Annotated in this window: 22 protein-coding genes and 1 tRNA gene; 7 read left to right on the top strand and 16 right to left on the bottom strand. The window is 73.3% G+C overall.

Going from position 1 to position 19,200, the window contains the following annotated elements:
• Window positions 1–2 precede the first annotated feature (2 nt).
• The 8 genes from ACFCLZ_RS18425 to ACFCLZ_RS18390 all read right to left on the bottom strand — a co-directional run bounded on the left by ACFCLZ_RS18425 (window position 3) and on the right by ACFCLZ_RS18390 (window position 4,947).
• Window positions 3–857 carry an RNA polymerase sigma factor SigF gene (locus ACFCLZ_RS18425; RefSeq protein WP_380286006.1) on the bottom strand — a complete coding sequence of 285 codons (855 nt, stop codon included), beginning with the start codon at window positions 855–857 and terminating at the stop codon, window positions 3–5.
• A gap of 175 nt (window positions 858–1,032) precedes the next feature.
• Window positions 1,033–1,902: an RNA polymerase sigma factor SigF gene (locus tag ACFCLZ_RS18420; RefSeq protein ID WP_380286005.1), complete on the bottom strand. Its 870-nt coding sequence runs from the start codon at window positions 1,900–1,902 to the stop codon at window positions 1,033–1,035.
• Window positions 1,903–2,202: 300 nt separating this feature from the next.
• The gene (locus ACFCLZ_RS18415; RefSeq protein ID WP_380286004.1) at window positions 2,203–2,496 is read right to left on the bottom strand and encodes a Dabb family protein; all 294 of its coding nucleotides are present in this window, start codon (window positions 2,494–2,496) and stop codon (window positions 2,203–2,205) included.
• Between the two features lie 60 nt (window positions 2,497–2,556).
• Window positions 2,557–2,721, bottom strand: coding sequence for a hypothetical protein (locus ACFCLZ_RS18410; RefSeq protein WP_174315669.1), 165 nt, complete (start codon window positions 2,719–2,721; stop codon window positions 2,557–2,559).
• A gap of 460 nt (window positions 2,722–3,181) precedes the next feature.
• Window positions 3,182–3,271, bottom strand: a tRNA-Ser gene (locus ACFCLZ_RS18405).
• Between the two features lie 81 nt (window positions 3,272–3,352).
• Complete coding sequence (tadA, locus tag ACFCLZ_RS18400; protein WP_380286002.1) at window positions 3,353–3,862, bottom strand: tRNA adenosine(34) deaminase TadA; 510 nt, start codon at window positions 3,860–3,862, stop codon at window positions 3,353–3,355.
• 57 nt (window positions 3,863–3,919) lie between these two features.
• The gene (locus ACFCLZ_RS18395) at window positions 3,920–4,468 is read right to left on the bottom strand and encodes a hypothetical protein (protein WP_380286001.1); all 549 of its coding nucleotides are present in this window, start codon (window positions 4,466–4,468) and stop codon (window positions 3,920–3,922) included.
• 242 nt (window positions 4,469–4,710) lie between these two features.
• On the bottom strand, window positions 4,711–4,947 hold the full coding sequence (locus ACFCLZ_RS18390; protein WP_380286000.1) for a hypothetical protein: 237 nt from the start codon (window positions 4,945–4,947) through the stop codon (window positions 4,711–4,713).
• A gap of 175 nt (window positions 4,948–5,122) precedes the next feature.
• On the opposite strand from ACFCLZ_RS18390, the gene upp reads away from it, so the two are divergent.
• A complete protein-coding gene (upp, locus tag ACFCLZ_RS18385; RefSeq protein WP_380285999.1) occupies window positions 5,123–5,758 on the top strand; it encodes a uracil phosphoribosyltransferase in 636 nt (211 codons plus the stop codon).
• Window positions 5,759–5,829: 71 nt separating this feature from the next.
• Here upp and ACFCLZ_RS18380 read toward each other — a convergent pair whose 3' ends face one another.
• Entirely contained in the window at window positions 5,830–6,501 is a 672-nt protein-coding gene (locus tag ACFCLZ_RS18380; protein WP_380286208.1) for a LytR C-terminal domain-containing protein, read from the bottom strand.
• Between the two features lie 276 nt (window positions 6,502–6,777).
• Window positions 6,778–7,074, bottom strand: a complete 297-nt coding sequence (locus ACFCLZ_RS18375) for a type II toxin-antitoxin system VapB family antitoxin (protein ID WP_030061387.1) — start codon at window positions 7,072–7,074, stop codon at window positions 6,778–6,780.
• A 172-nt stretch (window positions 7,075–7,246) separates the two neighbouring features.
• On the opposite strand from ACFCLZ_RS18375, the gene ACFCLZ_RS18370 reads away from it, so the two are divergent.
• Window positions 7,247–8,827 carry a helicase HerA-like domain-containing protein gene (locus ACFCLZ_RS18370; protein ID WP_380285998.1) on the top strand — a complete coding sequence of 527 codons (1,581 nt, stop codon included), beginning with the start codon at window positions 7,247–7,249 and terminating at the stop codon, window positions 8,825–8,827.
• 189 nt (window positions 8,828–9,016) lie between these two features.
• Here ACFCLZ_RS18370 and ACFCLZ_RS18365 read toward each other — a convergent pair whose 3' ends face one another.
• Window positions 9,017–10,180 (bottom strand): hypothetical protein, encoded by a 1,164-nt coding sequence (locus tag ACFCLZ_RS18365; protein WP_380285997.1) that lies wholly within the window; start codon window positions 10,178–10,180, stop codon window positions 9,017–9,019.
• An 89-nt stretch (window positions 10,181–10,269) separates the two neighbouring features.
• The gene (locus tag ACFCLZ_RS18360; protein ID WP_380285996.1) at window positions 10,270–10,959 is read right to left on the bottom strand and encodes a rhomboid family intramembrane serine protease; all 690 of its coding nucleotides are present in this window, start codon (window positions 10,957–10,959) and stop codon (window positions 10,270–10,272) included.
• 116 nt (window positions 10,960–11,075) lie between these two features.
• On the opposite strand from ACFCLZ_RS18360, the gene ACFCLZ_RS18355 reads away from it, so the two are divergent.
• Together ACFCLZ_RS18355 and ACFCLZ_RS18350 are read left to right on the top strand one after the other, a co-directional pair.
• Window positions 11,076–11,594, top strand: a complete 519-nt coding sequence (locus ACFCLZ_RS18355; RefSeq protein WP_380285995.1) for a YbhB/YbcL family Raf kinase inhibitor-like protein — start codon at window positions 11,076–11,078, stop codon at window positions 11,592–11,594.
• A gap of 5 nt (window positions 11,595–11,599) precedes the next feature.
• Entirely contained in the window at window positions 11,600–12,487 is an 888-nt protein-coding gene (locus ACFCLZ_RS18350; RefSeq protein ID WP_380285994.1) for a hypothetical protein, read from the top strand.
• On the opposite strand, the gene ACFCLZ_RS18345 is transcribed toward ACFCLZ_RS18350, so the two are convergent.
• The gene (locus ACFCLZ_RS18345) at window positions 12,475–13,455 is read right to left on the bottom strand and encodes a helix-turn-helix transcriptional regulator (protein ID WP_380285993.1); all 981 of its coding nucleotides are present in this window, start codon (window positions 13,453–13,455) and stop codon (window positions 12,475–12,477) included. The two genes, ACFCLZ_RS18350 and ACFCLZ_RS18345, sit on opposite strands and share 13 nt — an antisense overlap.
• Window positions 13,456–13,641: 186 nt before the next feature.
• Here ACFCLZ_RS18345 and ACFCLZ_RS18340 point away from each other — a divergent pair, with 186 nt between their 5' ends.
• Together ACFCLZ_RS18340 and ACFCLZ_RS18335 are read left to right on the top strand one after the other, a co-directional pair.
• Window positions 13,642–15,063 (top strand): MFS transporter, encoded by a 1,422-nt coding sequence (locus ACFCLZ_RS18340; RefSeq protein ID WP_380286206.1) that lies wholly within the window; start codon window positions 13,642–13,644, stop codon window positions 15,061–15,063.
• Window positions 15,064–15,141: 78 nt separating this feature from the next.
• Entirely contained in the window at window positions 15,142–15,354 is a 213-nt protein-coding gene (locus ACFCLZ_RS18335; RefSeq protein WP_380285992.1) for a KTSC domain-containing protein, read from the top strand.
• 31 nt (window positions 15,355–15,385) lie between these two features.
• Here the strand turns inward: ACFCLZ_RS18335 and ACFCLZ_RS18330 are convergent, their stop codons facing one another.
• The 3 genes from ACFCLZ_RS18330 to cyaB form a co-directional block, all read right to left on the bottom strand.
• Window positions 15,386–15,676, bottom strand: a complete 291-nt coding sequence (locus ACFCLZ_RS18330) for a DUF2087 domain-containing protein (RefSeq protein ID WP_380285991.1) — start codon at window positions 15,674–15,676, stop codon at window positions 15,386–15,388.
• A gap of 161 nt (window positions 15,677–15,837) precedes the next feature.
• Complete coding sequence (locus ACFCLZ_RS18325; RefSeq protein ID WP_380285990.1) at window positions 15,838–16,458, bottom strand: HhH-GPD-type base excision DNA repair protein; 621 nt, start codon at window positions 16,456–16,458, stop codon at window positions 15,838–15,840.
• A 401-nt stretch (window positions 16,459–16,859) separates the two neighbouring features.
• Window positions 16,860–17,414, bottom strand: coding sequence for a class IV adenylate cyclase (gene cyaB, locus ACFCLZ_RS18320; RefSeq protein WP_380285989.1), 555 nt, complete (start codon window positions 17,412–17,414; stop codon window positions 16,860–16,862).
• A 364-nt stretch (window positions 17,415–17,778) separates the two neighbouring features.
• On the opposite strand from cyaB, the gene ACFCLZ_RS18315 reads away from it, so the two are divergent.
• Window positions 17,779–19,134 carry a multiprotein-bridging factor 1 family protein gene (locus tag ACFCLZ_RS18315; RefSeq protein ID WP_380285988.1) on the top strand — a complete coding sequence of 452 codons (1,356 nt, stop codon included), beginning with the start codon at window positions 17,779–17,781 and terminating at the stop codon, window positions 19,132–19,134.
• Window positions 19,135–19,200: the final 66 nt, after the last annotated feature.

Genomic DNA, 19,200 nt, shown 5'->3' with positions numbered 1-19,200 from the left:
GCTCAGCCCTCGGCGGTCAGGCCCTCGCGCAGCTGGGTGAGGGTCTTGGTCAGCAGCCGCGAGACGTGCATCTGCGAGATGCCGATCTCCTCGCCGATCTGCGACTGGGTCAGGTTGCCGAAGAACCGCAGCATGATGATCCGGCGCTCGCGCGGCGGCAGCTTGGCCAGCAGCGGCTTGAGCGACTCCCGGTACTCCACGCCCTCCAGCGCGAGGTCCTCGTAGCCGAGCCGCTCGGCCAGCGGGCCCTCGCCGTCCTCCTCGCTCGGGCTGGAGTCCAGCGAGCTGGCGGTGTAGGCGTTGCCGACCGCCAGGCCCTCCACCACGTCCTCCTCGCTGACGCCGAGGCAGGTGGCCAGCTCGGCCACGGTGGGGGAGCGGTCGAGGCGCTGGGAGAGCTCGTCGCCGGCCTTGGTGAGCGCCAGCCGCAGCTCCTGGAGCCGCCGGGGCACCCGCACCGACCAGCTGGTGTCCCGGAAGAAGCGCTTGATCTCGCCGACCACCGTCGGCATCGCGAAGGTCGGGAACTCGACCCCGCGCTCCGGGTCGAACCGGTCGATCGCCTTGATCAGGCCGATCGTGCCGACCTGGACGATGTCCTCCATCGGCTCGTTGCGGCTGCGGAAGCGCGCCGAGGCGTAGCGGACCAGCGGCAGGTTGAGCTCGATCAGGGTGTCGCGGACGTAGGTGTGCTCGGCGCTTCCCGGGTCGAGGGCGGCCAGCCGCCCGAAGAGGGAGCGGGAGAGCGTCCGGGTGTCGAGCCCGGCGTCCGGCGCGGTCGCGGCGCGCTGGAGCGGGATCTCCGCGGCGCCGGCCGGTGCAGCGTGGATCTCCGCAGTGCCCACGTCTCCGGACATGCACCCACCCCCTTGTGACTGACGGTCCAACGGGTGCCGTCGTCGGAACGTTCCCGCGCTCGTGTCCGGCCCCCTCCCACCCTCCATACCGGCTCACGGTCCCCGGCAAACCCGAGCGTCGCAAGATGTCACACGGCGGTGACGCGCGGCTATCGCGCGGTAACGGTGCCGGGGCTCAGTCCTCCCAGGAGTTTCCGGTCCGCAGTCTGGTCAGGATCCGCGACAGCAGCCGTGAGACGTGCATCTGGGACATCCCCAGCTCGGTGCTGATCTGCGACTGGGTCAGATTGGCGAAGAACCGCAGCATGACGATCCGGCGCTCCCGCTCGGGCAGCTGCACCAGCAGGTGGCGGACCATGTCCCGGTGCTCGACCTCGGCCAGCGCGGAGTCCTCGTAGCCGAGCCGGTCGAGCAGCGCCAGCCCGCCCTCGTGCTCCTGGGCGGCCTCCAGCGAGGCCGCGTTGTACGCCCGCCCGGCGTCCAGGCAGGCCCGGACGTCCTCCTCGGGGATCCGCAGGCTGGCGGCGATCTCCGGCACCTTGGGGGCCCGGCCGTGCACCACGGTCAGCTCCTCCATCGCGCCGCTGACCTGCACCCAGAGCTCCTGGAGCCGGCGCGGGACGTGCATGGTGCGGACGTTGTCCCGGAAGTAGCGCTTGATCTCGCCGAGGATGGTCGGCAGCGCGTAGGTGGGGAACTGCACGCCGCGGCCCGGGTCGAACCGGTCGATGGCGTTGATCAGGCCGATGGTGCCGACCTGGACGACGTCCTCCATCGGCTCGCTGCGGCTGCGGAAGCGGGTGGCGGCGTACCGGACGAGGGGGATGTTGACCTCGATCAGCGCGGCCCGGACCCGCTCGCGCTCGGGGGTGCCCGGGGGCAGCTCGGCGAGCCGCTCGAAGAGCACCCGGGTGAGGGTGCGGACGTCGACGGCGGGGCGGCCGCCGGGGCCGCGCAGGCGGTCCGGGCGGAGCTCGCCGGCCGGGCTGATCACGGCGGCCAGCACTTCGTCGTCCGGCGCGCTCCCTGGTGTCCGCACGGACACGTCACCCCTCCCAAAGTCGACAACGGCGGGACCTGCGGACCGGGTGTCGCGTCTCGTTCACCGCCCTCGCCATGTCCGGCAAAACCGGTCATAGCATCACAAGGCGGGCACACGTCGGGCAAGTACCGCGTGGAGGTGTGTTGGTACGCCGTCCGGCTCCGTCCGGTCGTGGCGGCGGTGCGGGGGAGGGATCGCCTTGGGACAGAGCACGGCGCCCCGCCCGGATGTCGGGCGGGGCGCCGCAGGCCGTCCGGGGGACGCGCCGGGCCGGCCGGGCGTTCCGCGGGCGGGTCGCCGGGCTCAGACCTCGATGTCGGCGATCACCCAGGTGGCGAACTCGCGCCACTGCGCCGCCGCGGCCTGGTGGGCCGGGTGGGTGAGGTACGCCTGGAGGGCCTCGCGGTCCTCGACCAGGCTGTTGATGGCGTAGTCGTGGGCGATGTCGCGGTCGGTGGTGTTCCAGCCGCACTCCCACGCGCGCAGCTCGGGAACGACCGGGCCGAGCTCGGCGAAGGCCTTGGCGCCGGCGAGCGCGCGCTCGTCGTCCTTGCTGACGCCTTCGTTGAGCTTGAACAGGACCAGGTGGCGGATCACGGTGCCGCTCCTCGCGGACGGGGTCGGGTGTCGGGCCCACCGTAGCCGGTGGGGTCCGGGCTACTTCACCAGGCCGGTCATGAAGGTGCCGATCGCCTTGGCGGCGTTCGAGATGCCTTCGAACCCCAACTGGACCAGTTCGGCCGCGCGGGCGGGCGAAGTGATGATCGTGTAGAGCACGAAGACGAGCAGGAGGACCATTCCGATCTTCTTCGCCTGCGCCATCCGGTGACCTTCCTCCCTGCTGTGGGCCGTCGTCATTCGGTCCCCGAGCGGCCCGGTGCAACGGGCAGCTTATCCACCCGGACGGCCTATCAAGTGTGCGACGCGTTCAGCTGCCGGGACGAAGGTCCCCGTGACAGGGGCCTTTCTCCGGGTGCCCCGGCCGGCGACGGGCGGCAGGATGGTTGATGTACCGAGGATCTGGCAGGAATCCCCGGTACGTGGATCCGGAGCTCCCCGCTGTGGGACCGGGCGCCGCGACTTCCCCCCGACGCGGCCCCGGTTGTGGGACTCCGCCCGGGGGAGCGGGTCAGTCCCCCCGAACCGCTCCCCCTCTTCCAGGCTCCGTACTCGACAGGCGTTGGTGGTCATCGGCCGACGAGTACGGAGCCCTTTCCGCGTTCGAGGGTGCGCGGGAACGCCGAAGGCCCGTCCGGTGAACCGGACGGGCCTTCGGGCCTGCTGGCGGTAGCGGTGGGATTCGAACCCACGGTGGAGTTGCCCCCACACACGCTTTCGAGGCGTGCTCCTTTGGCCGCTCGGACACGCTACCGAGGGGAACTCTACCGGACGGGTGGCGCGGGAACGAAATCCGTATCACGCCGGGGATCCGGCGGGCGGTTCGGCGGCGGGTTCAGCGGTGGGTGTCGAAGAAGGCGCGCAGCTGCTCGCCGCACTCGTCGGCGAGGACGCCCCAGATCACCTCGGGCCGGTGGTTGAGCCGCCGGTCGCGCATCACGTCGAAGAGCGAGCCGGCCGCGCCGGCCTTCTCGTCGAGGGCGCCGTAGACCACGCGGTCGATCCGGGAGAGCACGATCGCGCCGGCGCACATCGTGCAGGGCTCCAGGGTGACGACCAGCGTGCAGCCGCTCAGCCGCCACGCGCCGAGCTTCGCGGCCGCCTCGCGGATGGCGACCACCTCGGCGTGGGCGGTCGGGTCGCCGACGGCCTCGCGCTCGTTGTGGCCGCGGCCGAGGACCTCGCCGTCCGGGCCGAGGACGAGCGCCCCGACCGGGACGTCCCCGGTGGCCGGCGCCAGGGCGGCCTCGGCGATGGCGAGGCGCATCGGCGCCGCCCAGCGGTCGCGGACCGGGTCGGGGCGGACGGGGGCGGGCAGCGGCGGGATCGGGCGGGCGGACTGCATGGCATCCAGTGTCGGGCATGGCGGGGGCCCGGCCGTCCGGAGGGCGAGCACGGTGCGTTACCGGACGGCCTCCAGGACCTCGCCACAGCCGAGCGCCTCGGCGATCTCCTCCAGGGCGTCGCCGGGCACCGCGCCCTCGCCGCTGAGGGCGAGCAGCTCCTCGGCGGCGAGGCCGAACTCGGTCAGCAGGTGGGCGTCGCCGAGCGGGCCGACCGGGACGCCGCCGCGGCCGTCGCCGTCCTCGTCGTCCTCCTGCGCCTCGGCCTCGGCGCCGTCCTCCAGCTCGGCGACCAGGTCGTCGAGGTCGCCGAACTCGCTCTCACCGGCCTGGTCCACCAGCTCGTCGGTGAGGACGGAGCCGTAGGAGCTGCGCGCGGCGGTGGCGCCGTCCGACACGAAGATCCGCGGGTCCTCCTCGCCGTCCACCCGGACGATGGCGAACCACGCGTCCTCCTGTTCGATGAAGACCAGGACGCTGTCATCGTCCTGGGCCGCTTCGCGGGCCAGGTCGGTCAGGTCGGCGAGGGTCTCGACGTCGTCGAGCTCCGTCTCGCTCACATCCCACCCGTCCTCGGAGCGAGCAAGCACTGCAGCGAAGTACGCCACCAGGGACACTCCCAAGATCTCGGTCTCGGCTGTCGGCGCTCGCGGGCGGCGCGGAACTGGCCGCCCCCGCGCCAGAGGCGGTCCGCTGTTCGGACCGTCCCATCGGAATCGTGACAGAAAGCAAGGCTCCGCGGGGGGTGTTCTGCAGCGCGTCTTTGCAGGTCGTGTCGGAAGGGTTGGCCGCCGGACGGTGAACGGCGACCGGGTGGCAGCGGGAGTGTGGAGAAGCCGTGGAGGGCCTGTCAGAAGCGGAAGGTTCGCATCCGCATCGCCTCGCGCATCCGGCGCTCCTTGGTCCGGCGGGGCTGCACCCGCTCGCGCAGTTCGCGGGCCTCGGTGAGCTCGCGCAGGAAGACGGCGCGGCGCCTGCGGCGCTCCGCCTCGGTCTCCGGCCGGTCCGGGGGCGGGTCCGAGCGGCCGCCCGACGGGGCCGTGGCCCCGTCCGCCGAGCCGTTCCCGGGGTTCGGGTTGCTCGTCATAGGACGTGACTTTCCCAGATCGGCCGGATTGATACCACAGGAGGCCGATCCGTCCGGACATTCTCCCGACGTCACGGCGCGTCACGGTGGAACCCGGCACCCGCCCGGGTCGGCCCGCGGCCCGGCCTGGCACGGCGTGTCGTACGGGCGTCCGGACCCGGGCTAACCTCGATGCATGCGGATCCACGTCGTCGACCACCCCCTGGTCGCCCACAAGCTCTCCACCCTGCGCGACGAGCGCACCGACTCGCCGACCTTCCGTCGCCTGACCGACGAGCTGGTGACCCTCCTCGCCTACGAGGCCACCCGGGACGTCCGCACCGACGAGGTGGAGATCACCACTCCGGTGGCCGTGACCACCGGCACCCGGCTGTCCTACCCGCGCCCGCTGGTGGTGCCGATCCTGCGGGCCGGCCTCGGCATGCTGGACGGCATGACCCGGCTGCTGCCGACCGCCGAGGTCGGCTTCCTGGGCATGGTGCGCAACGAGGAGACCCTGGAGGCCTCCACCTACGCCACCCGGATGCCGGACGACCTCTCCGGCCGCCAGGTGTACGTGCTCGACCCGATGCTGGCCACCGGCGGCACGCTGGTCGCGGCGATCCGGATGCTGATCGAGCGCGGCGCCACCGACGTCACCGCCGTGGTGCTGCTGGCCTCCCCCGAGGGCGTCGTGGTGATGGAGCGCGAGCTGGCCGGCCTGCCGGTCACCGTGGTCACCGCGGCCGTCGACGAGCGGCTGAACGAGAACGGCTACATCGTCCCGGGCCTCGGCGACGCGGGCGACCGGCTGTACGGCACGGCGGGCTGAGCCGCCCTTCCGGACGACGAGAAGCCCCCCGGCGCGCCGCCGGGGGGCTTCGTCCGTCCTCGGGGGGCAGGTCAGCAGCTGCCGGTGGTGCTCGGGGCCGGGACCGGCTTGGTGGCCAGGGCGAGCGCGGCGGCGGCCTGGGTCTCGTCCAGCAGCGCGTTGTAGCTGTCGCCGATGACGAAGTCCACGGTGCCGTCGGTGCGGGCGTCGGCCGTGCTGGTCGCGCCCGCGATCGTCGAGCCGACCAGGGTGGACGCCCCGGCGCCGGCCGGGCCGGCGATCACCTGGGCGGTGCCGGGCACCTTCTTGTCCAGCTCGGCCGGGGCGTTGCCGACCTTGCCGATGGTGAAGCCGCGCTTCTTCAGCTCCTCGGCGGTGCGGGCGGCCAGTCCGGCCTTGGCGGTGGCGTTGTAGACGTTCACGGTGACCGCGGCCGGCTGCGGCACGGCCGTCGGGTCGATCGGCGCGGCGGCCGAGCCCGGCACGGTCGGCGCCGCCTCCGGGGCCGGGGCGGCCAGCGGCTTGCCGGACGGGGTGGCGCAGGCCTGGGCGGAGGCGTTCTTGCCCTTGCCGCTGAAGATGTCCCAGAGCTGGACGCCGCCGAGTCCGATCAGGGCCAGTGCGAGCAGCGCGCCGATCAGCGCGAACACCTTGCGGCTCTTCTTCGGCGGGCGGCCCAGCCGTGGGTAGGAGTTGCCGGTGATCCGGTACTGCTTCCCCTTCAGGCCTTGGGGAGTCAACATGCTCACGGTTTGTCTCCCCCTCGTGCCGGGGCGGGGATCGGGTGACGGTGGGCCGGGCGCGGTGCCACGCGAACGCGGTGTCACGCGAACGCCCTCGCGGCCGTAGTCAGCAGATTAGTGCCGTACAGCGGTGAAGGTACTAAACGATCATCATCAGGAGTACGCCGGTACCCGAATGGCGGCACCGCGCCCGTACCCGGGTACGAACGGACCGCCCTGCCGGGCTGGCCGGAGGGCGGTTCGAACGCGTGCGGGGCCGGTCGGCCGGTCCCCGGGTCATTCCATTTCGAGGACGCGGGCGTGCAGCACCTGGCGCTGCTGGAGCGCGGCGCGGACCGCCCGGTGCAGTCCGTCCTCCAGGTACAGGTCACCGTGCCACTTCACGACGTGCGCGAAGAGGTCCCCGTAGAAGGTGGAGTCCTCCGCCAGGAGGGTTTCCAGATCCAGTTGTCCCTTGGTGGTCACCAACTGGTCGAGTCGCACCGGGCGCGGGGCGACGTCCGCCCACTGGCGGGTGCTGGTACGGCCGTGATCCGGGTACGGCCGCCCATTGCCGATGCGCTTGAAGATCACACGGAAAGCCTACCGTTTGGGCGGCGGATGGCGCAGCAGCCGCGACGCCGCCACGCGCACGGGTACGGGCTGCGGGCGGGGGATTGCGGCTGTTTCATGGGAAATGTCGTGTAGGTCCCGGGTGGCTGTTGCCCCTTCGCCCGGTCCGCCGTACCCCTTTGGAGGGTGTCCGATGTCACCTGCCGTTCCGTCCGCCGTCCAGGAGATCGCCGACGGGTACGCCTTCACGGGGCCCGCGCTGGACCTCGGCGCGGTGCTGCTGGACGGCACCGCGTACGCCGGGGCGCCGGTCCGGGTGCCGCTCGGGGTGCTCAATCGGCACGGGCTGGTGGCGGGCGCCACCGGCACCGGGAAGACCAAGACCCTCCAGCTGATCGCCGAACAGCTCTCCGCCCAGGGCGTGCCGGTGTTCCTCGCCGACATCAAGGGCGACGTCTCCGGGGTGGCCGCACCCGGCGAGCCCGGCGGGCGGACCGCGGCCCGGGCCGCCGAGGTCGGCCAGGACTGGCAGGCCCGCGGCTGCCCCGCCGAGTTCTACGCGCTCGGCGGCCAGGGCACCGGCATCCCGCTGCGGGCGACGGTGACCAGCTTCGGGCCGCTGCTGCTGTCCAAGGTGCTGGAGCTGAACGAGACCCAGGAGTCCTCGCTCGGCCTGGTCTTCCACTACGCCGACCGGCAGGGCCTGGAGCTGTACGACCTCAAGGACCTCACGGCGGTGATCACCTTCCTGGCCTCGCCCGAGGGCAAGGAGGAGCTGAAGGGGATCGGCGGGCTCTCCGCCGCCACCGCCGGGGTGATCCTGCGGTCGCTCACCCTGCTGGAGAGCGAGGGCGCCGGGGCGTTCTTCGGCGAGCCGGAGTTCGACACCGCCGAGCTGCTGCGGCGGGCCGACGACGGGCGGGGCGTGGTGTCGGTGCTGGAGCTGCCCGCGGTGCAGGACCGGCCGCGGCTCTTCTCGACCTTCCTGATGTGGCTGCTCGCCGACCTCTACCAGGAGCTGCCCGAGGTCGGGGACCTCGACCGGCCGAAGCTGGTCTTCTTCTTCGACGAGGCGCACCTGCTGTTCAAGGGCGCCTCCAAGGCCTTCCTGGAGGCGATCACCCAGACCGTGCGGCTGATCCGCTCGAAGGGGGTGGGGATCTTCTTCGTCACCCAGACGCCGAAGGACGTGCCCCGGGACGTGCTGGCGCAGCTGGGCAACCGGGTGCAGCACGCGCTGCGGGCGTTCACCCCGGACGACGCCAAGGCGCTCAGGGCGACCGTGTCGACCTTCCCGAAGTCGCCCGCGTACGACCTGGGGGAGGTGCTGACCTCGCTGGGGACGGGCGAGGCGGTGGTCACGGTGCTGTCGGAGAAGGGCGCGCCGACGCCGGTCGCGGCGACCCGGCTGCGTGCGCCGCAGTCGCTGATGGGGCCGCTGGATCCGGCGGCGCTGCGGGCGGCGGTGGACGGGTCGGCGCTGGTGGGGAAGTACCGGGACGCGATCGACCGGGAGTCGGCGTACGAGAAGCTGGCGGCGCGGGCGGCCCGGCCGGAGGCGGAGCCGGTGCCGGCGTCCTCGGGGGAGGCGGCGGCGCGGCGGGAGCCCGGGCCCCGGCGGGAACCGGAGCGCGGGCGGGAGAAGGAGGGGGCCGGGCTGCTCGGCTCGCTGCTGGGCAACCCGGCGCTGAAGTCCTTCGCCCGCTCCGCCGGGACGCAGCTCGGGAGGGAGATCTCCCGGAGCCTGTTCGGGACGTCCCGGCGGCGCCGGTGAAGCGCCGTCCGCCGGCCGGCCGCGGCGGGTGATCCGTGGTGGGGGCATGGAGTGCTCCCCCTCGTCGGACGATCACGACTGAGGGGGAGCTCAGGGAGGTATGTTGGCATGATCAGGACCATTTCGCGCAGCTGATCGACTGAATCCGGCCAATCGGCGAACGGCTCCGATCATGTGACTTCGCGGTGGTCAGCCGAGCGCGGCGCCGATCCGGTCGAGGGAGGAGAGGCGCATCAGGCCGTAGTGGTAGAACTCGACCTCCGGCACGCCCAGGGCGCGCAGCACGGCGATCTTCGCCGCGAGGTTCTCCGGGCCGTCGCAGTCCGACGCCATCGGACGCAGGATCACCGCCATGTCCTGCGGACGCACCCCGTGCAGGGCGAAGGCGGCGACCTTCTCGCGGACCTCCTCCGGGGTGCGGGCGTAGCCGAGCGTCTCGATCTGGTGGGCGGCCTTCGCCAGTCCCGGCAGGTCGATCCCGGACAGCCAGCCGGTGCCCGGCCCGCCGCCGTCCATGAAGCTCAGCCGCATGCCGTGCCGCGCGGCCTCCTCGGCCAGTTCGGCGGCCAGCGAGGTCACCGTCGCGGCCGAGGCGTCCACGTAGGCGGCGACGGCGCCGTCCGCCAGCTCGTCCAGCGCGGCGGGCTCGGCGGCGGCCGCGTCGTCGGCCAGTCGGCGGCGCAGCTCGGCGCGGACCGCCGCGGCCGCCTCGTCGGCCGGCACGCCCGCGCGGACGGCCTCCGCCCGGCAGTGCGCGCAGAAGCAGAGGCCGAGCAGCGCTTCGGCGGCCGGGCCCAGCTCCTCGAAGTAGCGCTCGTGGTGGTAGCCGTGGCGCAGGCCGTGGAAGTGCAGCGACTCCGCCCGGATCGCGTCCACGCCGTACCGGGCCAGCTCCGTCACCAGGGTGCGGGCGTACTCGCGGACCTCCGGGTGGGCCGGGCACAGCTCGGTGAGGTGGCGGTCGCCGAAGGCGTTGGCGGGCGCGCAGTCCGGGTGCTCGAAGCCGAGCCGGTCGTTGTGGCAGAACACCGTCCAGGCGTGCAGCTTCAGACCGCGCCGGCGGGCCTCCTCGGCGGCCTCGGCGAACGGGTCGCGCTCGCCGATCGCGGTGGACGGCGCGGGCCGCAGCCGCCGTCCGGACCAGCGGGCCGGGTCGGGGCGGAAGTAGGCGGCACCCGGCTCCAGGTAGCGGATCACCCGGCGGGGGTTGTGCGGGAAGACGTCGCGGGCCTCGTGGTAGACCGAGGCCAGGGTGACGCCGCCGACCTGGGCCCGGTCGGCGAGGTTGCCGAAGAAGGTGTCGCCACCCTCGTCGAGGAGGTCGGTGGCGAAGGCGAGGACGGACGACTCCACGGTGCGGCTCCGGAGCAGGGGGCAGGTGCCTGCTCACGCTAACCGCAGGGAAGGGAATGGTCTATACCTGGCCCGGGGCGGCGGCGTCCTCAGATGCCCAGGTCGTCGAGCTCCTTGAGCAGCGCGGAGCCCGGTCCGGCCGGGCTCGCGGCGGCCTTCGAGCCGGACTCGGGACCGGACCCGGGACCGGCCCCGCGGGTCCGGTCGCCGCGGTCGCGCAGCAGCCAGGCACCGGCCAGCCCGCCGACCAGCCCGCCCAGATGGCCCAGCCAGCTGACGCCCTGGGCGCTCGGGAGCACGCCCAGCAGCAGGTACGAGTACACGGCGGCGACGACCACGCCGATCACCGTGTCCACCAGGTTGCGGTCGAAGACCCCGCGCAGCACCACGTAGCCGAAGTACCCGTAGACCACTCCGCTGGCCCCCGCCGTGACGGTCTCGGGCCGCTCGAAGAACCAGACCGTCAGACCGCTGGACACCACGATCAGCACCGTCGCCAGCAGGAACCGCTTCATGCCCCGGTACGCGGCCAGGAAGCCGAACGCGAACAGCGGCCAGGAGTTGGCCTCGATGTGGTCCCAACCGAAGTGCAGCAGCGGCATGGTGAGCATGTCCGGCAGCTCGGTCAACTGCCCGGAGCTCATGCCGTACTCGTACGAGAGCCGGTAGTCGTCGAGCCAGTTGGCCACCTGGACCGCCCAGATGACGGCCAGGGCGCCGAGCATCGTGAACAGCGCGGCGCGGGAGTCACGGAGCAGCCGGGCGAATCGCGGGGACATGATCCGACTGTAGGGCCGGAGTGGGTGGTTGGTCACCCCACTAAGGTGAACCCTGTCCGACGGCCCGCGTCCGGGCCCGGACACCCCTTTCCCACCGTGCCGAGAGGTGACCCTCCATGAGTGTGCGTCCGCCGCTGCCGTACGAGTTCCTGCCGCAGGTGCCGTCCTTCCCGCTGACGAGCGAGGACATCACCGACGGCGGGACACTGGCCAAGGAGTTCATCTACGGCGGGGACAACCTCTCGCCGCAGCTGGCCTGGTCGGGCCTGCCGGAGGGCACCCGCTCGATCGTCGTCACCTGCTACGACCCGGACGCCCCGACCGGCTCCGGCTGGTGGCACTGGCTGGCCCTCAACCTGCCCGCCGACACCACCGGCCTGCCGCGCGGCGCCGGCGCCTCGGACGCCGACCTGCCGGGCGAGCGGTCCTTCCACGCTCGCAACGACTTCCCGAGCAACAAGTACGACGGCGCCGCCCCGCCGCCCGGCCCGGCGCACCGCTACGCCTTCGCCGTCCACGCCCTGGACGTGGACGCCCTGGACGTCGCCGCCGACACCCCGCCGGCCCAGGTCGGCTTCAACATCACCTTCCACACCCTGGCCCGCGCCGTCATCACCGCCGAGTACGGCGCCTGACCCGTATGTCGACCGGTCCGGCCGCCGTCCGGGCCACCGAGGTCCGGCGGCTGCCGGAGCAGGACGTCCGGGCCGGCCGTCGGGCGACGGCCTGGACGGTCGGCCCGGAAGGCGAGCCGTCCGTGCTGCTGATGGACGGGAGCGGCCGGTCCGTGCTGCCGCCGTTCGACGGTGAGTTGGTCACCGTGACCGCCCGGGGCGAGCGGCGCCGGTCGCTCGTGCGGGTGCCGGTTCGACCGGACCATCCGGCCCTGCTGCCCGGCCGCCGGGTCCTGGTCGCCGCACACCGCGCCGGCCGGGGCGGGAGTGACGCGGCGCCGAACGCGGTCGTCCTCGGCAGCGAGGGGCGGCCGGTCCGCGAGCTCGCGCTCGGCGACGACCTCCTGGTGCTCACCACGGACCGCGCGGGCCGGATCTGGATGGCCTTCGGGGACGAGGGCATCTACGGCGACCACCCCGTGGCCCACCCCGGACTGACCGCGGCGGACCCCGGCGGGCGGGTGGTCCGGCGGCCGCAGGAGGGTGAGCTGCCCGGTCGGCCGTTGGAGGGCCTGGCGGCGGCGACCGAGGGCATGGCGGCCTGGCCGGCCTGGTACCCGGACAGTTTGGTCAGCCTCCTCACCCGGGTCGACCCGGCCGACGGGACCTCGCGCAGCGTGCCGTCCCCGGTCCCGGAACCGCTGGGCTTCGCGATCACCGGCGACCGGGGTGTCTTCCTCACCCGCGCGGGCGGGTCGGCCAGGTACGGGCGGAGCGCCGACGGGGTGTGCTCCGGCTCCCGGGGGCGCTCGACCGCGAGCGCGCGTACGGCCGGGACGGGGTGCTGTGGTTCCGGGCGGGCGACGCCTGGTACCGGCTGGAGGCCTGACCCCGGCCCTCGTCAGCCGGTGTGATCGGCCGGGCCGGTGGCGTGGGTGGCGCGGGCGGCGAGGGTGCGGAGGCGGGTGCGCATCTCGGGCGGTGAGTGGACCTCGAAGTCGCAGCCGAGCAGGAGGAGCCGCACGGCCAGCCAGTCGAGGGCGTCGGTGTGCGAGCGGAGGCGGCAGGTGTGCTCGTCGATCGGTTCGATCTGGTCGGCTTCGCCGTAGCCGCCCAGGCGGTGGCGGGCCTCGTCGGCGGACAGGTGGAGGGTGGCCTCCAGGGTCGGGGTGGGCGACTGGCGGCGGAGCTTGCTCGCGACGTACGCGGCGGCGTCCTCGGCGGGGAGCGGGCGCGGGGTGAAGCGGGCGCCGGTGGCGAAGGGCTCGCTGATCCGGTCCACCCGGAACAGCCGCCAGTCGTCCCGGTCGAGGTCGAAGCCGACCAGGTACCAGCGGCGGCCGGCCGAGACCAGCCGGTCCGGCTCGACCCGGCGCCGGGTCTGGGCGCCGTCGCCGGCCCGGTAGCCGAAGCGCAGCCGCTCGCGGTTGGCGACGGCGCCCGCCAGCACGGTGAGGTCCTCCGGAGCGACGGTCGGGCCGTCCCCGCTCAGCAGCGGGAGGGTGGCCCGGTCGAGGGTGGCGACCCGGTGGCGGAGCCGGGCGGGCAGCACCTGGAGCAGCTTGCCGAGGGCGCGCACCGAGGCCTCCTCGATGCCGACCACGGCGTGCCCGGCCGCCGCCCGCAGGCCGACCGCGATGGCCACGGCCTCCTCGTCGTCGAGCAGCAGCGGCGGCATCGCGGTGCCCGCGACCAGCCGGTAGCCGCCGACCGGCCCCATGGCGGCCTCGACCGGGTAGCCGAGGTCGCGGAGCCGGTCGATGTCGCGGCGGATGGTGCGCGGGCTGACCTGGAGCCGTTCGGCGAGCTCGCTGCCGGGCCACTCGCGGGGGGTCTGGAGGAGGGAGAGCAGGCTGAGGAGTCGTGCCGGGGTGTCGGTCATGGGGTCCAGGGTGCCGGAAGTCGCGGTCAGGATCTGACCTAGATGCTCGTTAGTTTCGTCGACGTGCTGACGAGGAACGGCGACGAGGAGCGTGTGGTGGGCAAGGGCAGGGTTGCGGATCCGGTGGCGGGTCCGGTGGCGGACCGGGTGGCGGACCGGCGGCGGTGGATCGCGCTGGCGATCGTGATGACCGCCTCCTTCATGGACCTGGTGGACGTCACGATCGTGAACATCGCGATCCCGAGCATCCAGGAGTCCACGGGCGCGTCGTTCTCCGCCGTGCAGTGGGTGACCGGCGGGTATGCGCTGGCCTTCGCGATCGGGTTGATCACCGGTGGCCGGTTGGGCGACATCTACGGCCGGAAGCGGCTGTTCCTGATCGGAATAGCGGGTTTCACGATCGCTTCGGCGCTCTGCGGCTTCGCGAGCGGCTCCGAGATGCTGGTCGCGATGCGGATCCTTCAGGGCGGGACGGCGGCGCTGATGGTGCCGCAGGTGCTGTCGATCGTCCACGCGACCTTCCCGGCGGAGGAGCGCGGCAAGGTGTTCGGCCTGTTCGGCGCGGTGGTCGGGCTCGGCGCGGTCAGCGGCCCGCTGATCGGCGCGGTGCTGACGGAGTGGGACGTGCTCGGCCTCGGCTGGCGTCCGATCTTCCTGATCAACCTGCCGGTCGGGATCGCCGGCCTGCTGCTCGGCCGGGTCTTCATCGGCGAGTCGAAGGCCGAGCGCGCACTGAAGCTGGACCTGCCGGGCGTGCTGCTGGCCAGCGCCGGACTGCTGATGCTGATCTACCCGCTGACCCACGGCCGGGAGGCCGGCTGGCCGCTCTGGGGCCACCTGGTGATGGCCGGCAGCCTGCCCGTGTTCGCGCTGTTCGTCGCCTACGAGCGGATGAAGACGCGTCGGGACGGCTCGCCGCTGGTGGAGCTGTCGCTGTTCCGGGTGAAGTCCTTCGCGGCGGGCATCGGCGTCCAGCTGACCTTCGGCGTGGTCACCGGGATCTTCTTCCTGGTCTGGACCCTCTACATGCAGCTGGGCCTCGGCTGGAGCCCGCTGAAGGCCGGCACGACCGGCATCCCGTTCTCGATCGCCTGCTCGACTGCGGCCGGCGTCTCCGTGCAGCAGCTCGTCCCCCGGTTCGGGCGCAAGGTGCTCCAGACGGGCGCGCTGGTGATGGCGGCCGGTGTGCTCGTCTACATCGCGGAGGCGCACCGGTACGGCACCGGCATCGCGCCCTGGCAGATGGCGCTGCCGCTGGTGGTGATGGGCGCCGGGATGGGCCTGATCGTCGCGCCGATCACGGACGCGGTGCTGGCCGAGGTCCCGCGGGAGCACGCCGGGTCGGCGTCCGGGCTGATCAACACGGTGAACCAGGTGGGCCTGGCGCTCGGCCTGGGCCTGGTGTCGGTGGCGTTCTTCGGTGCGGTGCCGACCGGGACGGTGGCCGGCGAGCCGTTCGTCGGGGCGTTCCAGCACGCGATGTGGTGGGTGCTCGGGGTGCTGGCGGTGGTGTTCCTGCTGATGTTCGCGCTGCCCGGGCGGCGGAAGGCGGCGGTCGCCGCTCCGGCCGCCGCCGAGGAGGCCGAGCGGGAGCCGGTCCTGGTGTAGCCGCCCCCGGTGGCGGGCGTCGGGCCCCGGTCGCGCGGCATGCGCGGCCGGGGCCTTCGCGCGCACACTGGGAGGGCCATGAACCGTACGCCGGTGGACTCCTCGGCGCTGCGCTCGGTCGGCTACGACCGCGTGCGGCGCGTTCTGGAGCTGGAGTTCACGGCCGGGGGCGTGTACGCGTACCTGGCGGTGCCGCGGCGGGTGCACCGCGAACTGATGGCGGCCGAGAGCCGCGGGCGGTACTTCGTCCGGGAGATCCGCGACCGGTACGACTGGCGGCGGCTGCGCTGAGGGGCTGCGCCGAGGGGCTGCGTGAGGGTCGTTACGCCGCGGCGCGCCGGTAGCTGCTGCCGTCCTTGGCGCGGGTGAGGCGGTGCCCCTCGACGAGGTAGCGGCGCAGGGCGGGGAAGTCGTCGTGGACCGTCCGCAGCGCGTCGTTGACCTCGCGCTCGGTGTAGGAGCGGTCCGGCTCGAAGAGCGTCCGGGCGAGGTGGTCGAGCAGCTGCTCGCGGCGGGCGGCGCGGCGGGGGACGGCGATCAGGCGGCCGTCGGGGGCGAACAGCGCGGACACGGCGGACGCGGTGGGGGCGGTGGGGGCGGCGGGGGTGGTCATGCGCCGAGCGTCGCGTGCGGGCCGTGCGCCCGGCAACGGGTTTTCGGCGCCGTCGCGGCCGCGCTCGTCGAAGACGTCGACGGCCACCCCGAGCGGCGGCCCACCCGGGAGAGCTCCCGGGGGCCGGGGACGCCGGCCCGACGGTGGCGTGAGGACCGGGCTCAGACCCGGACCCTGCCCTTCGCCTGGGCCTCCTTCGCGGCCTTCTCCTCCTTGGCGGCGCGCTTCACCTCCTGCTTGGTGGCGCGCACCTGCTCCAGCGACTCCGGCCCGGTGATGTCCGCGACCGAGCGGAACGACCCCTCCTCGCCGTACAGCCCGGCCGCCTCGCGCCAGCCCTGCGGCCGCACGCCGTACTGCTTGCCGAGCAGCGCGAGGAAGATCTGCGACTTCTGCTTCCCGAACCCCGGAAGGGCGTTGAGCCGGCTGAGCAGCTCACGGCCGGTGGCGACGTCCTTCCAGAGCGCGCCGGCGTCCCCGTCGTACTGCGCCACCAGGAACTGGCAGAGCTGCTGCACCCGCTTCGCCATCGCCGCCGGATACCGGTGCACGGCCGGCTTCTCGCAGAGCAGCGCGACGAACTCGTCCGGGTTGTAGGTGGCGATCTCGTGCGCGTCGAGGTCCTGCTCCCCCAGCCGCTGCGCGATGGTGAGCGGCCCGGTGAACGCCCACTCCATGGGCACCTGCTGGTCCAGCAGCATCCCGACGAGCGCGGCGAGCGGGCTCCGCCCGAGCAGCGCGTCGGCCTCGGGTTGTTGTGCGAGCCGCACGGTGACGTTCATGGGATGACCTCCTCGGAGCGTGGACTCGGGGCGCGCCCAGTCTGCTGGACGGGCGGTGAGGGGGCCGCGTCAACACGCCATGACCGGGTGATTCCTTGGGGTCAAGGGGTGGTTCGTCGGCGGAACTGTTGGCCGGAAATCGGCTGCAGGGTCCCGGAATTCTCGATATCTACGAATATTTAATGTAAACCAGAGTTGATATCCGGAGGTGTGTGATGAGCCGGACGGTGATCGATCTGGACGACGAGCTGCCGGCGGACGTCCGGCGGAGCTGCGGGGGCTGACACTGCTGCACCGGGATCACGACTTCGAGCGCATCGCGAAGGTGGCCGGGCAGGCACTCCAGTGGTACGAGCCCGAGGAGGCCGGTAAGTGAGGCGTCGCGCCCACCGCGCGGCGCCTCACCCCAGGCCGAGGGTCAGGTGGGGGTAGCCGAGCCGGATCCGGTCGCCGAGCTCGATGGCGAGGGCGGCGATGAACGCCTCCAGGCGGGCGGTGGCCTGTTCGACGGTGTCGGCGTCGCCCTTGAACTCGAACTCGACGAAGTCGCCGAGGCCGGCCACGGTGTCGAAGGCGACCGCGATCCCGTCGACGTGCCACTCCTCGCGCGTCTTGTCGACGACGGTCAGCTCGGCGAAGTCGAGCGAACCGAGCAGCCGTCGGACCGCCTCGGGGTCGGTGACGGTGCTCTCGTACTCGTCGCAGTGCGTCTTGACCGGCGAGGCGATCGGGTGGAACCGCTTGAAGTTGAGCGAGGCCGCCCCGTCCTCGACCCGCACCCGCAGCCACTCGGAGACGATGTCGTTGTCGAGGAAGTCCCGGTGCGGGGCGTTGTAGTACGTGTCGACCTGCCGTGTCGGCCGACCCGGCGTGGCGCCGAGGGCGGTGAGCCGCTCCTTCAGCTCGGCGGAGGGGCCGAGGATCCGGAACTTCTGTTCGACCTCGATGTACTCCATGGTGCCCGGGCCCCTTGTCGGTTGTCGACGCCACCGCTGCGGACGGACCTTACCAACGGGTGGTCGGCTCCGCTGCGAACCCGGGTTGTCCGGCCGGTCGGAGCGTCGGGGCGTCGGAGTGTCGGAGCGTCCGGCCGAAGCGCCCGGCGGTCGAGGAGGGGAGGGTGACCCGGCGAACTCGGTTTGTCCGCAAGGCGAGTAGCCAATTTGTCGGCACACCGGAAAAGAGGAAACGGGAAACGCCCGCATTCTCGGCTCGGCCCGTCGAAGCGCGTGCCACCATTCTCGGCGGAGGCAGGGGAGAACCCGCTTCCGGTCCCAGGACGAAGCCAGGCGACCGGACGGTTCCCGACAGGGGGTTGGCATGCGCACATCCATTTCGCCCGGCGGTGCTGAGTTCGGCCCCGAGCTGCGCAGGCGGCGGCTCGCGGCCGGGCTGACGCTCACCCGGCTCGCCGAGCTGCTCAACTACAGCAAGGGCCACCTCAGCAAGATCGAACGCGGACAGAAGGTCCCGCCCCCCGACCTGGCCCGCCGCTGCGACGCCCGACTCGGCGCCGGCGGCGAGCTGGAGAGACTGGCGCCGCCCGAAGGGACCGCCGGGCGCGGAACGGGGGTGGGCGAGGCCGCGGCCGACGAGGAGTCCGTGCTCCTGCGGGTCGACCGCGACGGCGTCCGCTGGCCCGGCGGCGGCCTCGGGCGGCGCCAACTGCTAGCGGCAGGTGCAACGTCCGTGCTGGGGATGGGTGTTGCGGGCGCGGTCGGAGCGGGCAGGGCGGAAGCGGCGTCGGGGCCGGGGTCGGAAGGCGTCGCCCGGGTGGACGCCTCGCCGGTCGAGATCTTCCGCACCCAGTTCGACCACATGCGCCTGCTCGGCCAGAGCACCGACCCCGCCCTGCTGCTGCCGATGCTCACCGTGCAGACCCACACCCTGCGCGAACTCGCCCTCCAGGCCGACACGGTGGCCCGCGTCCGGCTGCTCGGCCTGGCCGCGCGGTACGCCGAGTTCGCCGGCTGGATGGCCCAGGAGGCGGGTGACGACCCGTCCGCGCTCTGGTGGACCGCCCGCGCCGTCGAGCTGGCCGAGGGCGGCGACGACCGGGACCTCGGCTCGTACACCCTCGTCCGCCGCGCCCTCGTCACGTTCTACGCGGGCGACGCCCCCGCCACCGTGGGCCTGGCCGGCCCCGTCGCCCGGGACGGCCGCCTGCCGCCGCGCATCCGCGGCCTCGCCGCCCAGCGGGAGGCCCAGGGGCACGCGCTGGCCGGCGACCACACCGCCAGCCTGCGCGGCCTCGACCGGGCGCGCGAGCTGTTCGCCCGGTCCGCCGCCGACGGGGGTGGCGGCGGACCGGTGATCGGCACCGGCAACCTCGCCGACCCGGCCGCGATGGTCACCGGCTGGTGCCTGTACGACCTCGGTCGCCCCGCCCGGGCCGCCGAAGTCCTCGACCGCGAGTGCGCCGCCATCCCCGCGCACGCCGTGCGCACCCGCGCCCGGTACGGCCTGCGGCGCGCCCTCGCCCACGCGGCGGCCGGCGAGGTCGAGCACGCGTGCGCGCTCGCCGCCGAACTGCTCCCGCTGGTCCCCGGCCTGCGGTCGGCGACGATCGCGACCGACGTCGCCCGGTTGGACCGCGAGCTGTCCAGGTTCCGGGCCAACCCCGCCGTGCGCGACCTCCAGCCCGCGCTCGCCGCCGCGCTCCACCCCAGGTCCTGAGGACCCCGCCGTCGCGCTTCCCCGGCGCCGACCCCGACCCGGCCGACCATCGGCACCCACCCACCG

The organism is Kitasatospora purpeofusca (assembly GCF_042691725.1).
GTDB classification, from domain to species: domain Bacteria; phylum Actinomycetota; class Actinomycetes; order Streptomycetales; family Streptomycetaceae; genus Kitasatospora; species Kitasatospora purpeofusca_B.
The sequence above is the reverse complement of the archived record's forward strand: the minus strand, read 5'-3'. Positions and strand labels throughout refer to the sequence as shown.